Here is an 18,717-nt window from a genome sequence, read left to right as displayed (position 1 = left end):
GGCAGGAAGGGAAGCCGATGACACCCGACGAACTGATCGGTGAAGTCGCGAAGGTCCACGCCGACAGTGGCCGCATCCCAAGGGATGCCGTGCTCGCCCGCCTGGCAACGGCTCTGCGCGACTTCGCCGGCGACGAGGAGAACCAGCGCCTGGTGGGAAAGTTGGTGCCCAGCACCAACTACGCCCGGCTGCTGCTGAACTCGCTGGACGACCCGTTCCAGATCGTCCTCGTGCTCTGGGCGCCCGGACGCGGCAGCCCGGTGCACGACCACGACGGAACCGTCGGCATGGTCAGCGCCGTGTTCGGTCGCACTCGCGAGATCAAGTACGAAATCCTGCACCAACACGGCTCCGAAGTGGCCCTCGCGCCCAGCGGTGACATGTTGATCGTCCCCGGCTGCACCACGCCGATCTACCCGGAAGACGACATGCAGCTCCACCTCATGGTGAACGAGACCTCCGAGTGGGCCGCGACCGTGCACATCTACATGACCGCGATCCACAGCTACCGCACCTACGCCCAGCAGAGCGACAAGCTCTACCGGTCCACGGCGATCGACCTGTGGTTCGACCAGATCAACGTGGCCCGTGACCTCCAGGGGCGACGCCGGGGCGCGAACCTGCTCCCGACGACCTGAGGCCACCACCCGAAGCGATCGAACAGACCGAGCCGACTCCGCCCGCGAAGGCTCGCACCAGCCGTGGAGGATTGCCATGACATCGCAGATCGACGACGACCGCCTCACCAGCTCGGAGATCAGCCCGGAGGAACGCAAGCCGCGCAACACGAAGACGCACTACTCCATCTCCGTGCTCACCCTCGACTCGTCGGACTCGGGTCTGCGCGAACTGCAGGAGTACATGACCTCCACGCTGGAGACCCGCGGCCTGGCCTACCTGCCGACCCTGCACCGCACCAGCGAGACCAACTACATCGTCGTCTCGCACATGCCGTTGACGTTGCAGCGCGGCGACCTGCTGGTGACCGACCAGGCCACGTTCAGCGTGAAGCTCGTCCGGGACGGTGTGGCCCGGCCGTACCTCGACCTGTCCAGCTGGTGCAACGCCCACGTCTGGTCGACCGCCGTGTCGCCGGACTACCGGCACGTGTACGTGTCGATGAGCGGCATGCGCGGCCCGATCTCGGACAAGGTCGGCCTGCCGGGCACCAGCGCCGTGCTGGAGATCGACACCGAGACCGGGAAGCTGACCAGGGCCATCACCGGCTTCCGCGGCGGCGTCGGGATGCCGTACGACGACAAGTTCATCGACCTGGCCGGGATCGTCGTGTCCCCGGACGGCCGCTACGTCTACGGCTGCGACTTCAACAACTGGCAGGGCAACGGCAAGGTCGTGTCGGTCGACCTGGAGACCGGCGCCATCGACGTGGTGACCGACGGCCTCGACCAGCCGTCCACGCTGAGCCTCGACGGCCCGTACCACCTGCTGGTGGCCAACACCCGCCAGCCGCACGGCAAGGCCAGCGGTGGCCAGGTGATCCGGGTCGACACCCGTTCGGGTGCCAAGGCGCAGGTCGCGGACATCACCGGCGTGGACGCGTCGCTGATCGGCGTCGTCCGGCTGGACTCGGGCGAGTACATCGCGTCGATGAGCGAGGGCACCCAGGACCAGTGCTTCGTGGTCAAGATCGACCCGGACGGGAAGAACTGGCGGCGCATCTGGCACCCGGAGCCGGGGTTCATCGGCTCGGGCATCTTCTCCGACGGCAAGCACGTCTGGGTGGCCGAGACGCTGCGGGCCCGGGTCTACGAGCTCGACGCCGAGGGCAACCCGGTCCGCTTCCATCAGGTCCACGACAACGTGGACCTGAACAACCCCAGCAAGATGATCCGCGGCTTCGACTCGCTGGAGGCCGTCACCGTTCTGACGTAACCCGCGCGGTGGTGTTGATCGGTAGTCTGCGGAGTTGCCCTGATCGCCATCGCGAGTGAAAGGCGTCACCAGATGAGCACCGACCCGGCCCAGGCCGCGGACGACTCCGCACCGCAGACGTCCTTATCGGATCCATCGTCGTCGGATCGATCCGCACGGCAACAGGACGACGGCGGCGGGGGCGGCGGCGGTGGCCACAAGGTCACCCAGGCCGCGTTGCTCACGCAGAGCCTCGCGTTCGGCGTGATCCTCGGCGTGCAGGGCGTGGTGTGGACCGAGGTCCTGATCCGGCTCGCGCTCAGCGACGGTGTGTTCGGCAGCGCGCAGCTCGCGCTGCCGCTGGTCGGGATGGTGGTGCTCGCCCTCAACGCCAAGATCTACTCCGCGCTCGGCGCCAAGAACCAGTCCCTCCTCGCGCTCGCGTTGCTGCTGGCGGGCATGGTGACCATCGGCCTGGTGCAGAACCTGGTCGGGCTGATCCTCGGGTTGCTGCTGTGCGGCCTGGGCTTCGCCAGCCTGGACGCGGCGACGAGCGCCGCGGCCATCGACCTGGAGAAGGCCACCGGCAAGCACTTCCTCAGCTTCATGCACGGTGTGCAGGCGGCGTCGGTCGTCCTCGGCGCGCTGATCGCGGGCGGTGCGCTGGCCGCGGGGTGGGCGTACCCGCAGGTCATGATCGTCGTCTCGCTCGCGGTCTGCGTGCCGGTCGGGTTGTTCACCGCGGTGGTGCCCTTCGTCAAGTCAGCCGGGCTGGTCGACGAGGAGCAGATCCCGAGCAGCCTGTGGAAGAACAAGCAGTTCGTCACCCTGGTGGCGGTGTGCTTCGCGGGCAGCGCCGCGGAGGCCATCGCGGTGGTCTGGTCGGTGATCTACCTCCGCGAGGAGGGCATGAGCATCGGCGTGGCGGGCGTGCTGTTCGCGGCGTTCAACGGCGCGATGATCCTGGCCCGCTTCGGCAACGGCTGGTTGATCCGGAGCAAGGGCGTGCGGGCGTCGTTGTGGCTGTCCGGGGTGGGCATCCTGGTGGCGGGCGTGCTGCTGCTGACCGCCGGCAACCTGGCCCTGGCGGGCCTCGGCCTGGTCGTGCTCGGCCTCGCCGTGGCGGGCATCCAGCCGTCCACCATCAGCGCCGCGGGCAGCCTCGGCGAGAACAGCGGCGCCGCGGCGTCCGGGGTGATGCTGGCGGCCTACTTCGCCCTGCTGGCCGCGCCGTTCCTGTATGGCTGGCTGGCCGAGCTGTCGTCGTTGCAGGTGGCGATGATCCTGGTCGCGCTGTGCGGCGTGGCGAGCTCGCTGTTGGTGTTCTCGCTCGCGTCGGGCCGCGGCCAGACCGCTCCCGAGCCGGCGTAACCCGCTCGCCGAACCTCCCGGCGGAACGGCCCTTTCCGTTCCGCCGGGAGGTTCCGCCGTCCGGTCGTCCGGTCGTCAGCAGCAGTGGTCGCCGCGCCAGGCGTCGCGGCCTTCCTTGACCGCGAGGGCGGCGATGACCAGGGCGACGGCCGGGTCGGCCCACGACCAGCCGAACAGCGAGTTGAGCAGCAGGCCCACCAGCAGCACGCCGGACAGGTACGTGCACAGCAGCGTCTGCTTGGAGTCGGCCACGGCGCTGGCCGATCCCAGCTCGCGCCCGGCGCGGCGTTGTGCCGTGGACAGCACCGGCATCACGGCGAGTGACACCGCCGCCAGCACGATTCCCACTGTCGAGTGATCCGCGGCGTGCCCGCCGAACAGGGTGCGCAGGGAGTCGACCGTGACGTAGGCGGCCAAGGCGAAGAACGACACGGCGATCACCTTCAACGCCGTCCGCTCGCGCGCCTCGGGATCCGCGCCGGAGAACTGCCAGGCCACCGCCAGCGCGGAGGCGACCTCGATCACCGAGTCGAGGCCGAACCCGATCAGCGCCGTGGAGGAGGCGATCGTGCCCGCGGTGATCGCCACGACGGCCTCGACCACGTTGTAGGTGATCGTCGCCGCGACCAGCAACCGCACCCGTCGTCCGAGCACCGCCCGCCGCTGCGGGTCGCCGGTGCCGCGAGGGATCGGAGTGCAGCAGCCGTCCGCGCACCCGTCGGTCGACGCCGTGCTCGTCAGTCCCAGGTCGACGCGGTTCTCGCTCACCTGTCCACCCCGACCGGCACGGTGGCCTCGTCGTCGAGGCACGGTTCGGCCGTGTCCACTGCCAGCACGACCTTGACCAGTTCGCCGAGTGCGCGGGCCAAGTGCGCATCAGCCAGCGCATACCTCACCTGACGACCCTCGTAGGCGGCCACGACCAAACCACAGCCCCGCAGGCACGCCAGGTGGTTGGACACGTTCGAGCGAGTCAGCTCAAGGTGGTCGGCCAACCGGGCCGGGTAACTGATCCCGTCCAGCAGCGCCACCAGGATGCGACAACGGGTGGGGTCGGCCAACGCCTTGCCCAACCGGGCCAACGCATCCTCCCGCGTCTCACATTTCAGCATGCGGGTAACCATACAGCGGACGCTGTACTACAGTCACCACTGAACCGTGGCCACCGCAGCCGGCGGCTACGGCGTCGTGGTTGGTTTGGTCAACGGGACGGTGCCGTGGTGGACCGTGCCGCGGTGGTAGCCCCAGTGCTCGTACCGGGCGATGTTGTGATGGCTGTGGGCACCGGTGTGGAGGCGCAGTGTCCGGGTACCGGCCGGTGCCTGGGTTTCCGCGAAGCGCAGCAGCCAGCCGCCCAGTCCCCGGCCCGCCAGGTCGGGGGCGACCATCAGGCGTCCGATGTCCCACGTGTCGCCGTCACGGCGGGCGCGGACGGCGCCCGCCAGGCGGTGGTCCAGGCGTGCGCACCACACCGACCAGTCGTTGGTCCACGTCCGGACGTCGTCGGCGGTCTCGTGCAGCGGCCTGAGGTCCCAGGTGTTGTTGGCGATGGCCTCGTCGACCCAGCAGCAGCGTTGCAGCACCACGAGTTCGGCCGCGTCGGCGGCAGCGGCCGGTCGCAGGCGCACGCCCGGCAACGGCGGCGGGGTGGCCGGGTGGACCGGCTCGGGGTCGGGTCGGTACAGCGGGCGCAGCACGCGGGCCAGGCGGACGAGTTCGCGGAGGGTCTTGCGCGCGGTCTCGTCGCGGGCGGGGTCGTCGAGCAGTCGTCCGTCCTCGACGTGGTCGCCGATGCGCAGCGCCACGGTCGCCCCGGTCGGCATCATGCGCAGGGTGGTGGCGACCTGCTTGGCCATGTGCACGGCGCGGGTGCCGGCCGAGGTGTGGCCGTACCCGACGAAGGACACCGGCTTGTACGCCCACTCCGCCGACAGGTGGTCCATGGCGTTCTTCAGGCCGGCCGGCATCGAGTGGTTGTGCTCCGGGGTGACGATCACGAACGCGTCGGCCTCGGCGACGAGGCGGCTCCACGCCCGGGTGTGCTCGTGGTGGTAGATGCCGGTGGAGGGGTGTTCGGGCTCGTCCAGGATCGGCAGCGCGATCTCCCTCAGGTCGGCGGTGTCGATCCGGGCGCCGGAGTCGACCGCGACCTGGTCGTTGACCCGGGCGAACCACTCGCCGACGGTGGGGCCGAGCCGACCGGGCCGGGTGCTCGCGACGATCAGCAGGACGCGGACGGCGGGGTTCTTTGACATGTCAATGAGCGTAGGCCGAGTTTCGTTGACATGTCAAAGGTGGCACGATGAGGCGGTGACCGACGTGCCGTGGTTGACGCCAGACGAAGAGCGGGCGTGGCGGGCGTTCCGACGCCTCCTCACCGTGCTGCCCGCGCGCACCGGCCGCGACCTCACCGCGCTCGGCCTGTCCACGACCGACTACGAGGTCCTGAGCACGCTGTCGGAGCAGCCGGGCCGGCGGTGGGGGCTGCGGGACCTCGCGGCGAAGATGCAGTGGTCGCGCAGCCGACTCTCGCACCACGCCGCCCGGATGGAAGCCCGCGGCCTGCTCGAACGCACCGAGGACGTCAACGACGGCCGCGGCAGCATCTACCACCTCACCGACGAGGGCTTCGCCGCCCTGGAACAGGCCGCGCCCGGACACGTGCGCTCGGTGCGGGCCCGGTTCATCGACCACCTGTCCGCCGACGAGCTGAAGACCCTGGAAGTCATCGCCACGCGCATCGCCGACCTGCCCGACTAGGAGCGGCGGCGCGACCGGTCAGGAATCGAGAAGCGCGGGCCGGTGGGCCGCTCCTAGCGTTCGTTCTCACCGGCCGGTCGACCCGGCGCCCCCCTCCTCAAGGAGACCGCGATGAGCTGGAACAAGTGGATCCGGCGGTTCCACCGCTGGGTGTCCGTCGCCTTCACGGTGACCGTCCTCGCCACCGTCGTCGCGCTGTCCCAGGCGGAACCCGTCGTCTGGGTCTCCTACGTGCCGCTGCTCCCGCTGGCCCTGCTCCTGTTCAGCGGCCTGTACCTGTTCGCGCTGCCGCACGTCGCCCGGTGGCGCGACGGACGGCGCACCGCTCGCGCCGACTAGCGGCACCCGCCCGGCTTGCGCAACTCCTGAGGGTGGATCAGCCGAACGGGCCGCACCCGATCGACGTCATCGAGACGCCATTGCCCGGTTCGCGCCCTCGTGCCGGTCACGCACCCGTGCCACGGTGGGCCGACCCGTCGTCGGGAGGGGATGAGGACATGGCACGCAGGCGCAGGGCCACGGCCCTGCTCGCGGTCGCGGCGGTGATCACCGTGCTGGGCGCGGGCGTCACCTCGGCGGCACCGCTCGGCGCCCGCGCCGGTGACTGGCCTACCTGGCAGAAGGACCTCAAGGGCAGCAGGCACAACGCCGCCGAGCGGCGGATCACCCCGTCCACCGTGGACCGGTTGAAGCTGAAGTGGGCGTTCGCCTATCCCGCCGTCCAGTCGCCGCTGCCGGTGCGCAGCCAACCCGCCGTGGTCGACGGCACGGTGTACTTCGGCGGTCCGGACGGCAAGTTCCGCGCCCGCGACGCCCGCACGGGTGCCGAGCGGTGGACGTTCGACCTCGGCGGCGTCGCGCCGGGCGCCAAGCCCCGACCGGCGGTGCCGTGGGACGGGCCGTCGGTGTCGGGCGGGCGCGTCTACTTCGGCGATGTCCGGGGTTACGTCTACGCGCTGGACCAGCGCACCGGCGGCCTGGTGTGGGCCAAGGACGTCGACACCCACGGCGCCGGCACGGTGACCAGCTCCCCGCTGGTGCACGACGGGCTCGTGTTCGTCGGCACGTCCAGCGGCGAGAACTCGTTCAACGGCCCGGACGGCACCTCCGACGACCCGAACTACCCGTGCTGCACCTTCCGCGGGCACGTCGACGCGTTGGACGCCGACACGGGCGAGCTGGTGTGGCGGCACTACACCGTGCCCGAGCCGCAGGCGGTCGGGACGTGGCCCAGCGGCGCGACCCGGTACGAGCCGTCCGGGGCGGGGGTGTGGTCGTCGCCGGTGATCGACCGGCGCACCGGCACGCTGTACGTGGGCACCGGCCAGCTCTACACCGGCACGACCGGCGACTTCGACACGTTGCTCGCGCTGGACCACCGGACCGGCGCGGTGCGGTGGCGCAACCAGGTCACCAAGGCCGACACGTGGCGCCTGCTGTGCAACGCCCCGGAGGGCGCGCCCTACTGCCCGGGCCTGGCGGACGGCACGGCGCTGGACTACGACATCGGGGCCACGCCCAACCTGTTCACCGTCGACGGCCGCGCCCTGGTGGGCGTCGGGCAGAAACTCGGTGTGTACCACGTGTTCGACGCCCGGACCGGCGAGGTCGTGTGGCGCCGGGCGCTCGGCCTGCCGATCCCGGGCGCGGGCTTCGGCGGCATCCAGTGGGGCACGAGCTTCGACGGCGACCGGCTGTACGTGGCGACCTACTTCGCCGATCCGGGCACGGTGTTCGCGCTCGACCCGGCGAACGGCGACGTGCTGTGGGAAACGCCCAACCCGCCCGACGGCTGCACGACCGGCGGCGCGGCCGCGTACCCGGACATCTGCACGCTCGCCCACGGCCCGGGCGTGACCAGCAGCCCCGGCCTGGTCTACGAGGGCGGCAACGACGGCAAGCTGCGGGCGTACGCGGCCCGTGACGGCCGGGTGCTGTGGACGTTCGACACGCTCCAGGACTTCACCGGGGTCAACGGCCTGCCGGGCCGGGGCGGTGCGATCTCGGGCAGCGGCGGCGGCGCGGTGGTGTCCGGTGGCATGGTCTACGTGCAGGCGGGCTACTGGCCGACCTACCCGAACCCGCACGGCAGCGTGCTGCTGGCCTTCGGGCTGTGACCGACGTGCGGCTCGGCGGTGGCGAGACGGCCCGACCCCCAGTCGGGCCGCCTCGGGCACAGGGTCGTCGGCCGTTCGTGTGAACCGCTTGCGAGAGTTCTGCATTGCGCAGGTCGGCCCGCCACCCTCGGCGGGGTACGGGCACGGCGGGAGGACAGGACAGCGGTGGAACTGGGTCTGCTCGGCGAGGTGACCGCGCGCCTGGGCGGTCGGCCCGTGGACCTGGGCCCGGCCCGGCAGCGGTGCGTGCTGGCCGCGTTGGCGGTGGACGCGGGCCGGGTGGTGCCGGTGGACCTGCTGCTGTGGCGGGTCTGGGGCGTGGACACGCCCCGGCGGGCGCCCGCCACGTTGCACAGCCACATCTCGCGCCTGCGCCGTGCCCTGAACGACGCGGGCAGCGACGACACCCCGATCGTGCTGCGCTCGGGCGGCTACGCGCTGGTGCTGGACCGGGCCGACCAGGCGGTGGACCTGCACCGGTTCCGCGACCTGTGCGCCCGTGCCCGCGCCACCGACGACGACGCGCACGCCGTGACGTTGCTGGCCGAGGCGTCGGCGCTGTGGCGCGGAGACCCGTTGACCGGGCTGAGCGGGGAGTGGGTGGAGGTCGAGCGCGACCGGCTGCGGCAGGAGCGCCTGACCGCCGAGCACGACCTGGTCGACGCACGGTTGCGGGTGGGTGAGGGCGAGGAGCTGGTGGCGGAGCTGTGCGCGCGTGCCGCGGTGCACCCGTTGGACGAACGGGTGGCGGGCCAGTACCTGCTCGCCCTGCACCGCGCGGGCCGGTCGGCGGACGCCCTCCAGCACTACCAGCGGCTGCGGGAGCGGCTGGTGGAGGAGCTGGGCACCGACCCCGGTGAGGCGGTCCGCGAGCTGCACCGGCGGATCCTGGCCGCCGACCCCGCCCTGCTGCCGGCACCGCCGAGCGCGGTGACCGGCTCGGCGCCACCGCCGACGCGGGCCGCGCCCGCGCCACGCCAGCTGCCCGCCGCACCCGCGCCGTTCGTCGGCCGGCGCACCGAGTTGGACCGGCTCGGCCTCGCCGTGGGCGACGCACCGGGCCCGGTGGTGATCTCCGCCATCGCCGGTGCGGGAGGCATCGGGAAGACCTGGTTGGCGCTGCACTGGGCACACCGGCACGTCGACCGGTTCCCCGACGGGCAGCTCTTCGTCGACCTGCGCGGCTTCGGGCCCGAGGGCGACCCGATGCCGCCCGCGGTCGCGGTGCGCGGTTTCCTCGACGCGCTGGGCGTCGAGCCGCGCCGGCTGCCGGTCGACCCGCACGCCAACTTCGCGCTGTTCCGAAGCCTGGTGGCGGACCGCCGGATGCTGCTCGTGCTCGACAACGCCGCCGACACCGCCCAGGTCACGCCGCTGCTGCCGGGCGGCGGGTCGTGCACCGTGGTGGTCACCAGCCGCAACCGCCTGCCCGGGCTCATCACCGGGCACGGCGCGCGGCACGTGCCGCTGGACGTGCTGCCCGACGCCGAGGCGCGCGCCTTGCTGACCGATCGCCTCGGCCCGGCGCGGATCGACGCCGAGCCCGCGGCGGTGGACGCGCTCATCGAGCTGTGCGGCGGCTACCCGTTGGCGCTGAGCATCATCGCGGGCCGCGCCCACGTCGACCCGCACCTGCCGCTGGCCGTGCTCGCCGAGGAGTTGCGCGACCTCGGCCTCGACGCGCTGCACGACGACGACCCGGCCGCCAGCCTGCCCACCGTCCTGTCCTGGTCCCGGCGCGCGCTCACCCCGGACCAGGCGCGGGCGTTCGCCCTGCTGGGCGCCGCGCCCGGGCCGGACATCGGGCTGCCGGCCGCGGCGAGCCTCGTCGGCCTGCCGCCGCACGAGACCAGGGCGGTGCTGCGCGGGTTGGAACAGGCGTCGCTGCTCACCCAGGACGGCGCGGGCCGCTACCGCGCGCACGACCTGATCCGCCGCCACGCCGCCACGAGCGCCCGCGAGGAGCTGGACGACGGCACGCGGGAGGCGGCCCTGCGGCGGCTGCTCGACTTCTACACCCACACCGCCCACGCGGCCGACCGCCTGATCCACCCGCACCGCCCGGCGATCCGGCTCGACCCGCCCGCACCCGGCGTGCACACCCACCACCTGTCCGACGGCCGGGAGGTGCTGGCCTGGTTCGAGGGCGAGCACGCCAACCTGCTCGCCGCCCAGCACACCGCCGCCGGCGCCGGGCTGCACCGCACCGCGTGGCGGCTCGCGTGGGCCACGGCCGACTTCCTCGACCGGCGCGGACACCTGCACGACCAGCTCACCGTGTGGCGGACCGCGCTGGGTGCCGCCGAGCACCTGCCCGAGCACGGCGAACTGGTCCTCGCCCACCGGCTCCTCGGCCGCGCCCACGCGTACCTGAAGAACCACGAGGAAGCGATCGGTCACCTGCGCCAAGCCCTCGTTCTGGCCGAACGCCACCACGACGTGCCCAACCAGGCACACACCAACCAGGTGCTCGCGCGGGCGTGGGAACGGCGGGGCGACCACCGGCAGGCGCTGGCGCACGCGACCCGGGCGTTGGAGCTCTACCGGGCGCTCGGCGAGCCGGTGGGTGAGGCCAACGCGCTCAGCGGCGTGGCCTGGTTCGCCTCGCGGCTCGGCGACTTCGACGCGGCGCGCGAGCACTGCCGTGCCGCCCTCTCCCTGTACGACCGCCACCACGACCCCGAGGGCGAGGCGAACAACCTGGACACGCTCGCCTGGGTCGACCACCGCACCGGACGGCACGCCGACGCGGTCCGCCGCCACGAGCGCGCCATCGCCCTGTTCCGGGACCACGGCTACGCCTACCGGGCCGCCGACGCCCTCGACCACCTCGGCCACCCCCACGTGGCCCTCGGCGACCACGACCGGGCACGGGCGGTGTGGCGGGAAGCGCTGGAGCTGTACCGGCAACAGGGTCGCGACGACGACGCCGACCGGGTGCGGCGGCAACTGGACGAACTCGACCGCACCCGTCCCGTGCCGCGGCACTAGTGCCGTGACCGGGAAGGTTCGCCGGGGTGGTGGTTGGCACGGCATCACCTTCCAGCGCACCAAGACCTGGCAGGAACCGCCCGACCCCGACCGCATCGAGCAGGTGCCGGCCCGCTTCCCCGACTGCGTCTTCGCCTTCGACGAGTTCGGGCCGCTGGGGATCAGACCGCAAGGAGGGTGCTGCATGGATCAACGGGACGTTGACGCCGCCGTGGCGGAGATGCTGCGGGTGCTCAGCCCTCATACCGCCGAGGACTGGACGGTGCCGGCCGGACCGCTTGAATGGACCTGCTGGCAAACCGCGGCGCACATCGGCCACGATCTGCTGGCCTACGCGGGGCAGCTGGCAGCACAGCCCACCGACGCCTACCTTCCTTTTGACCTGAACGTCCGCCCCACCGCCTCACCGGCTGAGGTGCTCCAAGCCGTCACCGCCTGCGGCGGGCTGCTCAGCAGCGCGTTGGCCGCAGCCGACCCGACCCTGCGTGCCTGGCACTGGGGGCCGTGCGACCCCGAAGGGTTCGCCGCGATGGGCGTCGCCGAAATCCTGCTGCACACCCACGACATCACACAGGGACTGTCCTTGGACTGGCTACCACCGGCACCGCTGAGTGCGGCCGTACTCAACCGGCTCCTCCCCGCCGCCCCACCCGGAGACGCCACCCGGGTACTTCTCTGGTGCACCGGCCGAGGGGAGCTCGACGGCTTTCCCCGCCAAACCTCATGGAGGTGGGAAGCAGCGCGATCGGACTGATCGAGCTGACCTCGGCGAACCTTCACCGTCACAGCACCAGGTCCCGCCCGGACCGGTGTCAGTCCTCGGTCATGATCGGCTCGGTCAGCCGCGCGCCGTCCGCCCGGCCGACGAAGCAGGAGGAGCCGCGGTGGGAGACGCGGTGGCCGTTCTCGACGCGCAGCCGCCACGCGGCGGCGGTCGGGACGACCACCCAGAACCGCAGCGTGGCCTCCTTGTTCTCGCCACGCACCTTGTCGGAGAGGAAGACCCGCGTGCACGCCGCGCCGACCTGCCTGGCCAGCTCCTCCACCGACGGGTACGGCACGTCCTCATCGGAGTCGGCGTCCGGGTAGACCTCGTGCATCACCTCCACGTCGTGCGGGCCGTAGCAGCCCACCGTCCGCTCGCCGCCGATCCGCGACGCGCCCTTCGCGGGCACCCAGGTCAGGCACTCGCCCTCGATCACCACCAACGTGTTGACCGGGATGTCGCCGTCCGGCCCCACGGTCAGCACCGGCTGCATCGCGGGTGAGGACGTCGGCGGCACCGATGAGCTGGTGGTCGCGGCGGCCGGGGTGGTGGTGGCGCGCGATGTGGTCGTGGTCGTGTCCGGGACGCCCACGCTCCAACCGAGGTACGGCTTGGCGACCGTGAAGTACAGCAGGACCGCCGCGCCGAGGACGAACAGCGGCGTCAACGCCATGGAGAGGACCATGCCGGTCGGGCGCCGGTCCGCGACCGGCGATCCGGGCGCCTGCGGTGAGGGGACCGAGGGCGGTTCGGTCTGCGGTGCCCGGCCGGTCGGGGCTGTCGGGGCGGCCGGCGCTGTCGGGCCGGTTGAGGCTGTCGGGCCGGCCACGGGTGTTCCGCCGGTCGGGGGCGTCCGGACGGTCGGCGGGTCGACCGGCGTGGTGGGGCCCGGCGCCGCGGCCAGTGCCCGCTCGACCAGCCGCTGGGCCTCTGGCGCGCGCAGGCGGCGCGCCGGGTCGGGTTCGAGCAAACCGACGACGAGCTCGGCCAGCGGACCCGGTGTCGACCGCGGCCGGGGGCGTTCGGTCATCACCGCGAGCATGGTCGCCGACGTGCTGTCCCGGTCGAACGCGCCGTGGCCCTCGGTGGCGAAGAACAGCGTCGCGCCCAGCGCCCACAGGTCCCAGGTCGGCGAGGCCTGCCCGCCCGAGAGCCGTTCCGGCGACATGTACGCGGGCGAGCCGATCAACGAACCGGTGGCGGTCAACCTCGGGTCGTCCAACGACTGCGCGATGCCGAAGTCGGTCAGCTTCGCCGACCCCTTCGCGGGCACCATCACGTTGCCGGGCTTGACGTCGCGGTGCACCACACCGGACTCGTGTGCCGCTTCCAGCGCCGACAGCAGCTGCCCGGCCAGCGTCGCGGCGGCCTTCGGCGCCAGCGGGCCGTCCCGTTCGACCAGCTCGGCCAGCGTCGGGGCCCGGATCAGCTCCATCACGATGTAGGTCTGGTCGCCCTCCTCGATCAGGTCGTAGACCGTGACCACGGCGGGATCGGCCAACCGGCCCGCGATCCGCGCCTCGCGCAGCACCCGTTCCCGGTAGACGGCCCGCTCGGCGACGGGCACGCCACCGGGGACCACCAGCTCCTTGACGGCGACTTCCCGGTCCAGCACGGTGTCCTGCCCGAGCCACACCGCGCCCATGCCGCCCCGGCCCAGCTCGCGGATCAGCCGGTAGCGCCCGTTGCCCACCTCACGCATGGTCGGGAAGTCTCGCAGTCCCACCGGGCCGCCCGGACGCGAGGTCAGCCGTCGGCGGACTCATGCCAGCGGCCCACCGCCCACCTCGCCAGCGCGCCGAACACGAGGAAGACCGCGATGCCCAGCCCGCTGGCCAGCACCACGGCGGCGAACATCCGGGCCGAGGCCAGCTGCGACCGGTAGTTGTCGATCAGCACGCCCAGGCCGGGCTCGCCCTGGCGGAAGAAGAAGTCACCGACCACCGCCCCGATCACGCTGCCGCCCGCGGCGATGCGCAGCCCGGTGAACAGCGCGGGCAGCGCGGCGGGCAGCTGCAACTTCCACAGCCTGGCCCAGCGGCCCGCGCGGTGCAGGTCGAACAGCTGGTGCTGCGCCTCGGGCACCGAGCGGATGCCGAACAACGTGTTGGCCACCAGCGGGAACAACGACAGCAGCACGCACACCAGCACCCGGCTCGGGAACCCGAAGCCGAACCAGAACCCGAACAGCGGCACCAGCGCCAGCACCGGGATCGTCTGCACCACGACGACGTACGGGTACACCGCCCGTTCCAGCAACCGCGACTGGGCCATCACCACGGCCAAACCGACGCCGAGCACCACGGAGATCGCCAGACCCGTCCCGGCGACCCGCGTGGTCAACGCCAGGCCCGCCAACAACTCGGCCCGGTTGTCCGGGTCCAGGAAACCGACCCGGATCACCTCGTCCACCGGGGGCAGCAGGAACCGCCGGCGCGGTGACAGCACGCCGTAGCTCACCGCAGTCCACGCGCCGAGCATCGTGACCAGCACCACCAGCGGCGGCAGCACCCGCTTCACGACGCGGCCACCATGGCCCGCGACACCGCGCCCACCAGCGCGGCGTGCTCCGGCGAGGTCCGCGCACCCGGCGGTCGCGGCCGGTCGAACGGCACCGCGACCTCCGCCACCACCCGACCCGGTCGCGGCGACATGACCAGCACCCGGTCGGCGAGGTGCACGGCCTCGCCCGCCGAGTGCGTGACGAACAGCGCGCCGAAGCCGTGCCGGGCGAACAGCCGCAACAACTCGTCGCCCAACTCGTGCCTGGTCAACTCGTCCAGCGCGGCGAACGGCTCGTCGAACAGGAACAACTCGGGTTCCACCACCAGCGCACGGGCCAGCGCCACCCGCATCCGCATCCCGCCGGAGAGCTGCGCGGGCCGGTGGTCGACGAACTCGGCGAGCCCGACGGCGGCCAGCGCCCGCTCGGCCCGCTGCCTGCGGTCGGCCTTGGCGGTGCCGTCCAACTCGCCGAACAGCTCCACGTTGCGCCGCGCGGTGCGCCAGGGCAGCAGCGTCGGGTCCTGCCAGACGTAACCGATCCGCTCGGTGTGCCGGGCCACCGCACCCGAGGTCGGCCGGTCGAGCCCGGCCGCCAGTTGCAGCACGGTGCTCTTGCCGCAGCCCGAAGGTCCCATCAACGCGACGATCTCGCCGCGCCGGACCGTGAGGGCGACGTCGGTGATCGCGGTCACACCACCGGGGAACGACCTGGTGACGCCGGTGAGGTCCAGCAGCGGTTCGGCCGGGCCGGGTGCCGTCATCGCGCCTCCGTCTCCGACCGCCGGCGGCCGTGACCGCCGCGGTGTCGATGTGACAGCCTGGGCAGGCCACCGCCGTCGCTGTGGATCGTCGTGGTTCTGAGGGGGACCTAGCGCATGGTAACCGGGCGTCGCCTGCTGTCGATCATCGTCTTCGCCTCGGCCGTCGTGGCGTGCACGACACCGGCCGACCCGGGCGCCGGTGCGCCGCCGCCCGCCGCCGAGTCCCTGGCGGGCACCTGCCCGGACACGGTCGTGGTGCAGATGAACTGGTTCCCCCAGGCCGAGCACGGCGGCCTGTACCGGTTGCTGGGCAGCGGGTTCACCGTGGACTCCCAGCGCAAGGCGGTCGAGGGCCCGTTGCTGGAGGACGGGCGCGACACCGGGGTGCGGTTGCAGGTGCGGGCGGGCGGCCCGGTGACCGGTTTCCAGCGGGTGTCGGCGCTCATGGCCGCCGATCCCGCGATCACGCTCGGCAGCATCGCCACCGACGAAGCCGTGCAGGAGGCGGGGTCCTTCCCGACCCGCGCGGTGTTCGCGCCGCTGGACAAGAGCCCGCAGATGATCATGTGGTCGCCGGAGCACCACCCGGACTGGCGCACCATCGAGGACATCGGCCGGACCGACACCCCGGTCGTCCACGCCAACGGCGCCTCCTACGTCGACTACCTGGTGCACAGCGGCAAGCTGCGACAGTCGCAAGTGGACGGTTCGTACGACGGCTCGCCCGCCCGGTTCGTGGCCGCCGACGGCGCCATCGCCCAGCAGGGCTACGCCACCAACGAGCCGTACCGCTACGAGCACGAGATCGAGCCGTGGCGGCGGCCGGTCGCCTTCGCCCTGGTGCACGACAGCGGTTACCCGATCTACCCGGAGGCGCTGGCGGTCGCGGCGACCGAGCAGGAACGGCTGGCGCCGTGCCTGCGGCGGCTCGTGCCGATCCTGCAACGCAGCACCGTCGCCTACGTCCGCGATCCCGGCCCCACCAACGAGGCGCTGGTGCGCATGGTGCGCGAGCTGAACGCGGGCACGCAGTACAGCGTCGAACGCGCCCGGTACGCCCAGGAGCAGATGCGGTCGCTGGGGTTGAGCCACGACGGCGTCACGCCGGTCGTCGGCGACTTCGACCTCGCCCGCGTCGACCGGCTGGTGGCGGACCTGAGGCCGCTGGTGGCGGCGAAGCGCGGCGCCGTCCCGGACGGCCTGAGGTCCGGGGACGTGGTGAGCAACGAGTTCCTCTCCTCCGAGGTGACGTGGTGACCGCGCACTTCGACGTGCTGGCGCGGCACTACCAGCGGTACGCCGAGATCACCGACGTGCTGTACCGGCCGTGGTTGCGGGCGGCGGTGCCGGGTGGCGGCGGCCGCGCGCTCGACCTGGGGTGCGGCTCGGGCCGGTACAGCGGTCTGCTCGCCGACCGGTACGACTCGGTGCTCGCGGTGGACGCCGCCGAGCGGGAGATCGCCATCGCACGGGCGGAGCGCGGCCGGCCGAACGTCGACTACCGGGCGCGCGACCTGTTCGACGTGACGGCCGACCGGGACGGCCGCTTCGACCTGGTGCTCGCGGTCAACACCCTGTTCGCCGTGGGCGACTACCCCCGCGTGCTGCCCCACGTGCGCGACCTGGTCGCGCCGGGCGGACGCCTGGTGGCCGTCGAGGTGGTCAACCCGCCCGGCCGGTCTCGCCGGTGGCACCGCGCGCAGGCGTTCCGGGTGGCCGCGATGATGGCCACCCGCCACCGCTCCCTGCCGGTCGCCGCCGACGTGCTGCGCCTGCGCCTGCACCCGGTGTGGCTGGACCACGTCACCCGCAACCGGCCGCCGTCGCGCCGCGAGTGCCACGCGCGCTACCGCGAGGCGTTCCCCGGCGTCCGCGTGGACGACACCATGGACCGGTACCTGTGCGGCATCACGTGGACCGCACCACCGACCTCGGACGGCTGAACGGGGTGCGGGGACCGGCCGGGCTCGGCCGGTCCCCGCACGCGACCCGTGCCTCCTCGACGAAGCCCTCCGGGGCGGTCGAGGTCCGGGTCAGGGCCGCTGCCACTCCTGGCCCTGCCAGGCCTCGTCGAGGGGCGTGTGCGCGATGTGGTTGGTGTAGTTGGACAACGTCTTCAGGCCCACGCCGAGGAGGACGTCCAGCACGTGCCGGCGGGTGTGGCCGGCGGCCAGGAACGCCTCGACCTCCTGCTCGTCGACCCAGCCCCGGTCGGTGACCACCAGCTCGGTGAACCTGCGGACCGCCTCCAGGGTGTCGTCGGGCAGCGGCTTGCCGGCACGCAGGGCCTGCACGACCTCCTCGGGCGCGCCGAGCTTGAGCGCGATCGTGGAGTGCGCCGCCACGCAGTACTCGCAGCCGTTCAGGATGCTGGTGGTGATCAGCACGACCTGCTTGGCGTTGCCGGGCAACGAGGACTTGCCGAACTGCTCGGCCAGGGCGTTGTAGCCCGCCAGGAGTTCCGGGGACTCCGCCATCACGCCGTTGAGGGAGCTGACGAACCCCAGGCGCTTGCGGCCCGCCTCCAGGAAGGGGCGGGCCGGCTCGGGCGCGCTGGTCTCGTCGTGGACGGTGAACTGCACCATGTCAGCGGATCTCCTCGGGTCGGTTCGCCAGCGAAGTGAGCACGGCGGTGACGGTGTCGTCGAGCGCTTCCGGGGACGCGCCCGCGCGGGAGCGCAGGTTCACCCCGTATGCGAGCAGGGCCAGCACGTCGGCCGAGGTCGCGGGTGTCGTGCCGGGCCGCAGCGCGCCCGCGTCGCGCGCGCGTTCCAGGGCCGCGCACAACGCCTCCCGCAACCGGTTGTGGTGCTCGTGCAGCACCGCTCGGACATCGGGGTCGTCGTGCTCCGCGGCCGCGTGGGTGTTGGTGATCATGCAGCCCCAGCCGGCGTGCTCGCCGGTGCAGCGGACCCGGATCAGGCCGCGGAAGAACTCCGTGATCGCCGGCAACCCGCGTTCGTCCTCGGCGAGCCGCCGGAAGACCGGCCCCGAACGCCGATCGGCGTACCGGCGCAGCGCGGCGAGGTGCAGCTCACGCTTGTCGCCGAACGTCGCGTACAGGCTGGACCGGTTGACGCCGGTGGCCGACACGATGTCCCGCACGCCGGTCGACGACACTCCCTGCCTCCAGAACAACTCCTCCACCGAGTCGAGCACCGCCTCGGGGTCGAAGTGCTTCAGGTCCGGCATGCCCGCCTCGCTATCTTGGAATGACCGTTCCAAGATAGCAGTCCGCCCGGGTCCCGCCGCGGCGGTCCTTCGGCGCTCCGAACCCGGCTGATCGACCAAGGGCATGATCGCGTCGGGCGGGACGTCGAGCTCGCTCTTGGCGCGTCGGGCGCGTTCGCCGCCGACCACACCCCTGGCCGACCGCGCCTGTCGCCCTGGGAGGTCGAGGTGCTGCGGGCGTGGTTCGCCTCCTCCTCCAAGGAACTCGTCGCCGCGAAGCTCGACATCACCGTGAAGACGGTCGACACGTACACCGCCCGGGGCGGGTGAAGTACGCCAACGTCGGCCGGGCGGCAGCCGGCGATCGCGCCCGCCGCGTCGAACGCAGCAGCGACTGCGGCGG

The 18,717-nt window shown here is 72.5% G+C and carries 18 protein-coding genes; 10 read left to right on the top strand and 8 right to left on the bottom strand.

The features are described 5' to 3' along the window. Positions 1-17 precede the first annotated feature (17 nt). The 3 genes from ACYVLT_RS03835 (at position 18) to ACYVLT_RS03825 (ending at position 3,243) form a co-directional block, all read left to right on the top strand. A complete protein-coding gene (locus ACYVLT_RS03835) occupies positions 18-638 on the top strand; it encodes a cysteine dioxygenase (RefSeq protein WP_360465016.1) in 621 nt (206 codons plus the stop codon). 76 nt (positions 639-714) lie between these two features. After that, the gene (locus tag ACYVLT_RS03830; protein ID WP_461118681.1) at positions 715-1,893 is read left to right on the top strand and encodes an SMP-30/gluconolactonase/LRE family protein; all 1,179 of its coding nucleotides are present in this window, start codon (positions 715-717) and stop codon (positions 1,891-1,893) included. Positions 1,894-1,965: 72 nt separating this feature from the next. Then, entirely contained in the window at positions 1,966-3,243 is a 1,278-nt protein-coding gene (locus ACYVLT_RS03825; protein WP_461118680.1) for an MFS transporter, read from the top strand. A 75-nt stretch (positions 3,244-3,318) separates the two neighbouring features. On the opposite strand, the gene ACYVLT_RS03820 is transcribed toward ACYVLT_RS03825, so the two are convergent. The 3 genes from ACYVLT_RS03820 to ACYVLT_RS03810 all read right to left on the bottom strand — a co-directional run bounded on the left by ACYVLT_RS03820 (position 3,319) and on the right by ACYVLT_RS03810 (position 5,498). Beyond that, positions 3,319-4,011 (bottom strand): cation transporter, encoded by a 693-nt coding sequence (locus tag ACYVLT_RS03820; protein WP_461118679.1) that lies wholly within the window; start codon positions 4,009-4,011, stop codon positions 3,319-3,321. Further along, positions 4,008-4,355, bottom strand: a complete 348-nt coding sequence (cmtR, locus tag ACYVLT_RS03815; RefSeq protein WP_461118678.1) for a Cd(II)/Pb(II)-sensing metalloregulatory transcriptional regulator CmtR — start codon at positions 4,353-4,355, stop codon at positions 4,008-4,010. The genes ACYVLT_RS03820 and cmtR overlap by 4 nt, the downstream gene beginning before the upstream one ends. A 66-nt stretch (positions 4,356-4,421) precedes the next feature. Next, positions 4,422-5,498 (bottom strand): GNAT family N-acetyltransferase, encoded by a 1,077-nt coding sequence (locus ACYVLT_RS03810; protein WP_461118677.1) that lies wholly within the window; start codon positions 5,496-5,498, stop codon positions 4,422-4,424. A gap of 55 nt (positions 5,499-5,553) precedes the next feature. Here ACYVLT_RS03810 and ACYVLT_RS03805 point away from each other — a divergent pair, with 55 nt between their 5' ends. The 5 genes from ACYVLT_RS03805 to ACYVLT_RS03785 all read left to right on the top strand — a co-directional run bounded on the left by ACYVLT_RS03805 (position 5,554) and on the right by ACYVLT_RS03785 (position 11,865). Next, positions 5,554-6,003 carry a MarR family winged helix-turn-helix transcriptional regulator gene (locus tag ACYVLT_RS03805; protein WP_461118676.1) on the top strand — a complete coding sequence of 150 codons (450 nt, stop codon included), beginning with the start codon at positions 5,554-5,556 and terminating at the stop codon, positions 6,001-6,003. Between the two features lie 111 nt (positions 6,004-6,114). Then, the gene (locus ACYVLT_RS03800; RefSeq protein ID WP_461118675.1) at positions 6,115-6,342 is read left to right on the top strand and encodes a hypothetical protein; all 228 of its coding nucleotides are present in this window, start codon (positions 6,115-6,117) and stop codon (positions 6,340-6,342) included. 158 nt (positions 6,343-6,500) lie between these two features. Beyond that, positions 6,501-8,120, top strand: coding sequence for an outer membrane protein assembly factor BamB family protein (locus tag ACYVLT_RS03795; protein ID WP_461118674.1), 1,620 nt, complete (start codon positions 6,501-6,503; stop codon positions 8,118-8,120). A 165-nt stretch (positions 8,121-8,285) separates the two neighbouring features. Beyond that, positions 8,286-11,111: an AfsR/SARP family transcriptional regulator gene (locus tag ACYVLT_RS03790; RefSeq protein WP_461118673.1), complete on the top strand. Its 2,826-nt coding sequence runs from the start codon at positions 8,286-8,288 to the stop codon at positions 11,109-11,111. A gap of 4 nt (positions 11,112-11,115) precedes the next feature. Then, complete coding sequence (locus tag ACYVLT_RS03785; RefSeq protein WP_461118672.1) at positions 11,116-11,865, top strand: DinB family protein; 750 nt, start codon at positions 11,116-11,118, stop codon at positions 11,863-11,865. A 58-nt stretch (positions 11,866-11,923) separates the two neighbouring features. Here ACYVLT_RS03785 and ACYVLT_RS03780 read toward each other — a convergent pair whose 3' ends face one another. The 3 genes from ACYVLT_RS03780 to ACYVLT_RS03770 are packed head-to-tail and all read right to left on the bottom strand — an operon-like array spanning position 11,924 to position 15,143. After that, on the bottom strand, positions 11,924-13,579 hold the full coding sequence (locus ACYVLT_RS03780) for a serine/threonine-protein kinase (protein WP_461118671.1): 1,656 nt from the start codon (positions 13,577-13,579) through the stop codon (positions 11,924-11,926). A gap of 44 nt (positions 13,580-13,623) precedes the next feature. Continuing rightward, a complete protein-coding gene (locus ACYVLT_RS03775) occupies positions 13,624-14,397 on the bottom strand; it encodes an ABC transporter permease (protein ID WP_461118670.1) in 774 nt (257 codons plus the stop codon). Then, positions 14,394-15,143, bottom strand: coding sequence for an ABC transporter ATP-binding protein (locus ACYVLT_RS03770; RefSeq protein WP_461118669.1), 750 nt, complete (start codon positions 15,141-15,143; stop codon positions 14,394-14,396). The genes ACYVLT_RS03775 and ACYVLT_RS03770 overlap by 4 nt, the downstream gene beginning before the upstream one ends. A gap of 114 nt (positions 15,144-15,257) precedes the next feature. On the opposite strand from ACYVLT_RS03770, the gene ACYVLT_RS03765 reads away from it, so the two are divergent. Both ACYVLT_RS03765 and ACYVLT_RS03760 read left to right on the top strand, forming a co-directional pair. Next, complete coding sequence (locus ACYVLT_RS03765) at positions 15,258-16,400, top strand: ABC transporter substrate-binding protein (protein WP_461118668.1); 1,143 nt, start codon at positions 15,258-15,260, stop codon at positions 16,398-16,400. After that, on the top strand, positions 16,397-17,086 hold the full coding sequence (locus ACYVLT_RS03760) for a class I SAM-dependent methyltransferase (RefSeq protein ID WP_461118667.1): 690 nt from the start codon (positions 16,397-16,399) through the stop codon (positions 17,084-17,086). The genes ACYVLT_RS03765 and ACYVLT_RS03760 overlap by 4 nt, the downstream gene beginning before the upstream one ends. A 90-nt stretch (positions 17,087-17,176) precedes the next feature. Here the strand turns inward: ACYVLT_RS03760 and ACYVLT_RS03755 are convergent, their stop codons facing one another. Both ACYVLT_RS03755 and ACYVLT_RS03750 read right to left on the bottom strand, forming a co-directional pair. Then, entirely contained in the window at positions 17,177-17,728 is a 552-nt protein-coding gene (locus tag ACYVLT_RS03755; RefSeq protein WP_461118666.1) for a carboxymuconolactone decarboxylase family protein, read from the bottom strand. Position 17,729: 1 nt separating this feature from the next. Next, entirely contained in the window at positions 17,730-18,335 is a 606-nt protein-coding gene (locus ACYVLT_RS03750) for a TetR/AcrR family transcriptional regulator (RefSeq protein ID WP_461118665.1), read from the bottom strand. Positions 18,336-18,717 lie beyond the last annotated feature (382 nt).

Source organism: Saccharothrix stipae (genome assembly GCF_054781895.1).
Note: the sequence above shows the minus strand (reverse complement) of the source record. Positions and strands in the feature narration are given on the sequence as shown.

Coding starts and splice junctions, on each gene's coding strand:
- ACYVLT_RS03835 (WP_360465016.1), top strand. CDS start 18: ATGACACCCGACGAACTGATCGGTGAAGTCGCGAAGGTCCACGCCGAC.
- ACYVLT_RS03830 (WP_461118681.1), top strand. CDS start 715: ATGACATCGCAGATCGACGACGACCGCCTCACCAGCTCGGAGATCAGC.
- ACYVLT_RS03825 (WP_461118680.1), top strand. CDS start 1,966: ATGAGCACCGACCCGGCCCAGGCCGCGGACGACTCCGCACCGCAGACG.
- cmtR (WP_461118678.1), bottom strand. CDS start 4,355: ATGCTGAAATGTGAGACGCGGGAGGATGCGTTGGCCCGGTTGGGCAAG.
- ACYVLT_RS03810 (WP_461118677.1), bottom strand. CDS start 5,498: ATGTCAAAGAACCCCGCCGTCCGCGTCCTGCTGATCGTCGCGAGCACC.
- ACYVLT_RS03800 (WP_461118675.1), top strand. CDS start 6,115: ATGAGCTGGAACAAGTGGATCCGGCGGTTCCACCGCTGGGTGTCCGTC.
- ACYVLT_RS03795 (WP_461118674.1), top strand. CDS start 6,501: ATGGCACGCAGGCGCAGGGCCACGGCCCTGCTCGCGGTCGCGGCGGTG.
- ACYVLT_RS03780 (WP_461118671.1), bottom strand. CDS start 13,579: ATGCGTGAGGTGGGCAACGGGCGCTACCGGCTGATCCGCGAGCTGGGC.
- ACYVLT_RS03770 (WP_461118669.1), bottom strand. CDS start 15,143: ATGACGGCACCCGGCCCGGCCGAACCGCTGCTGGACCTCACCGGCGTC.
- ACYVLT_RS03765 (WP_461118668.1), top strand. CDS start 15,258: ATGGTAACCGGGCGTCGCCTGCTGTCGATCATCGTCTTCGCCTCGGCC.
- ACYVLT_RS03755 (WP_461118666.1), bottom strand. CDS start 17,728: ATGGTGCAGTTCACCGTCCACGACGAGACCAGCGCGCCCGAGCCGGCC.
- ACYVLT_RS03750 (WP_461118665.1), bottom strand. CDS start 18,335: ATGCCGGACCTGAAGCACTTCGACCCCGAGGCGGTGCTCGACTCGGTG.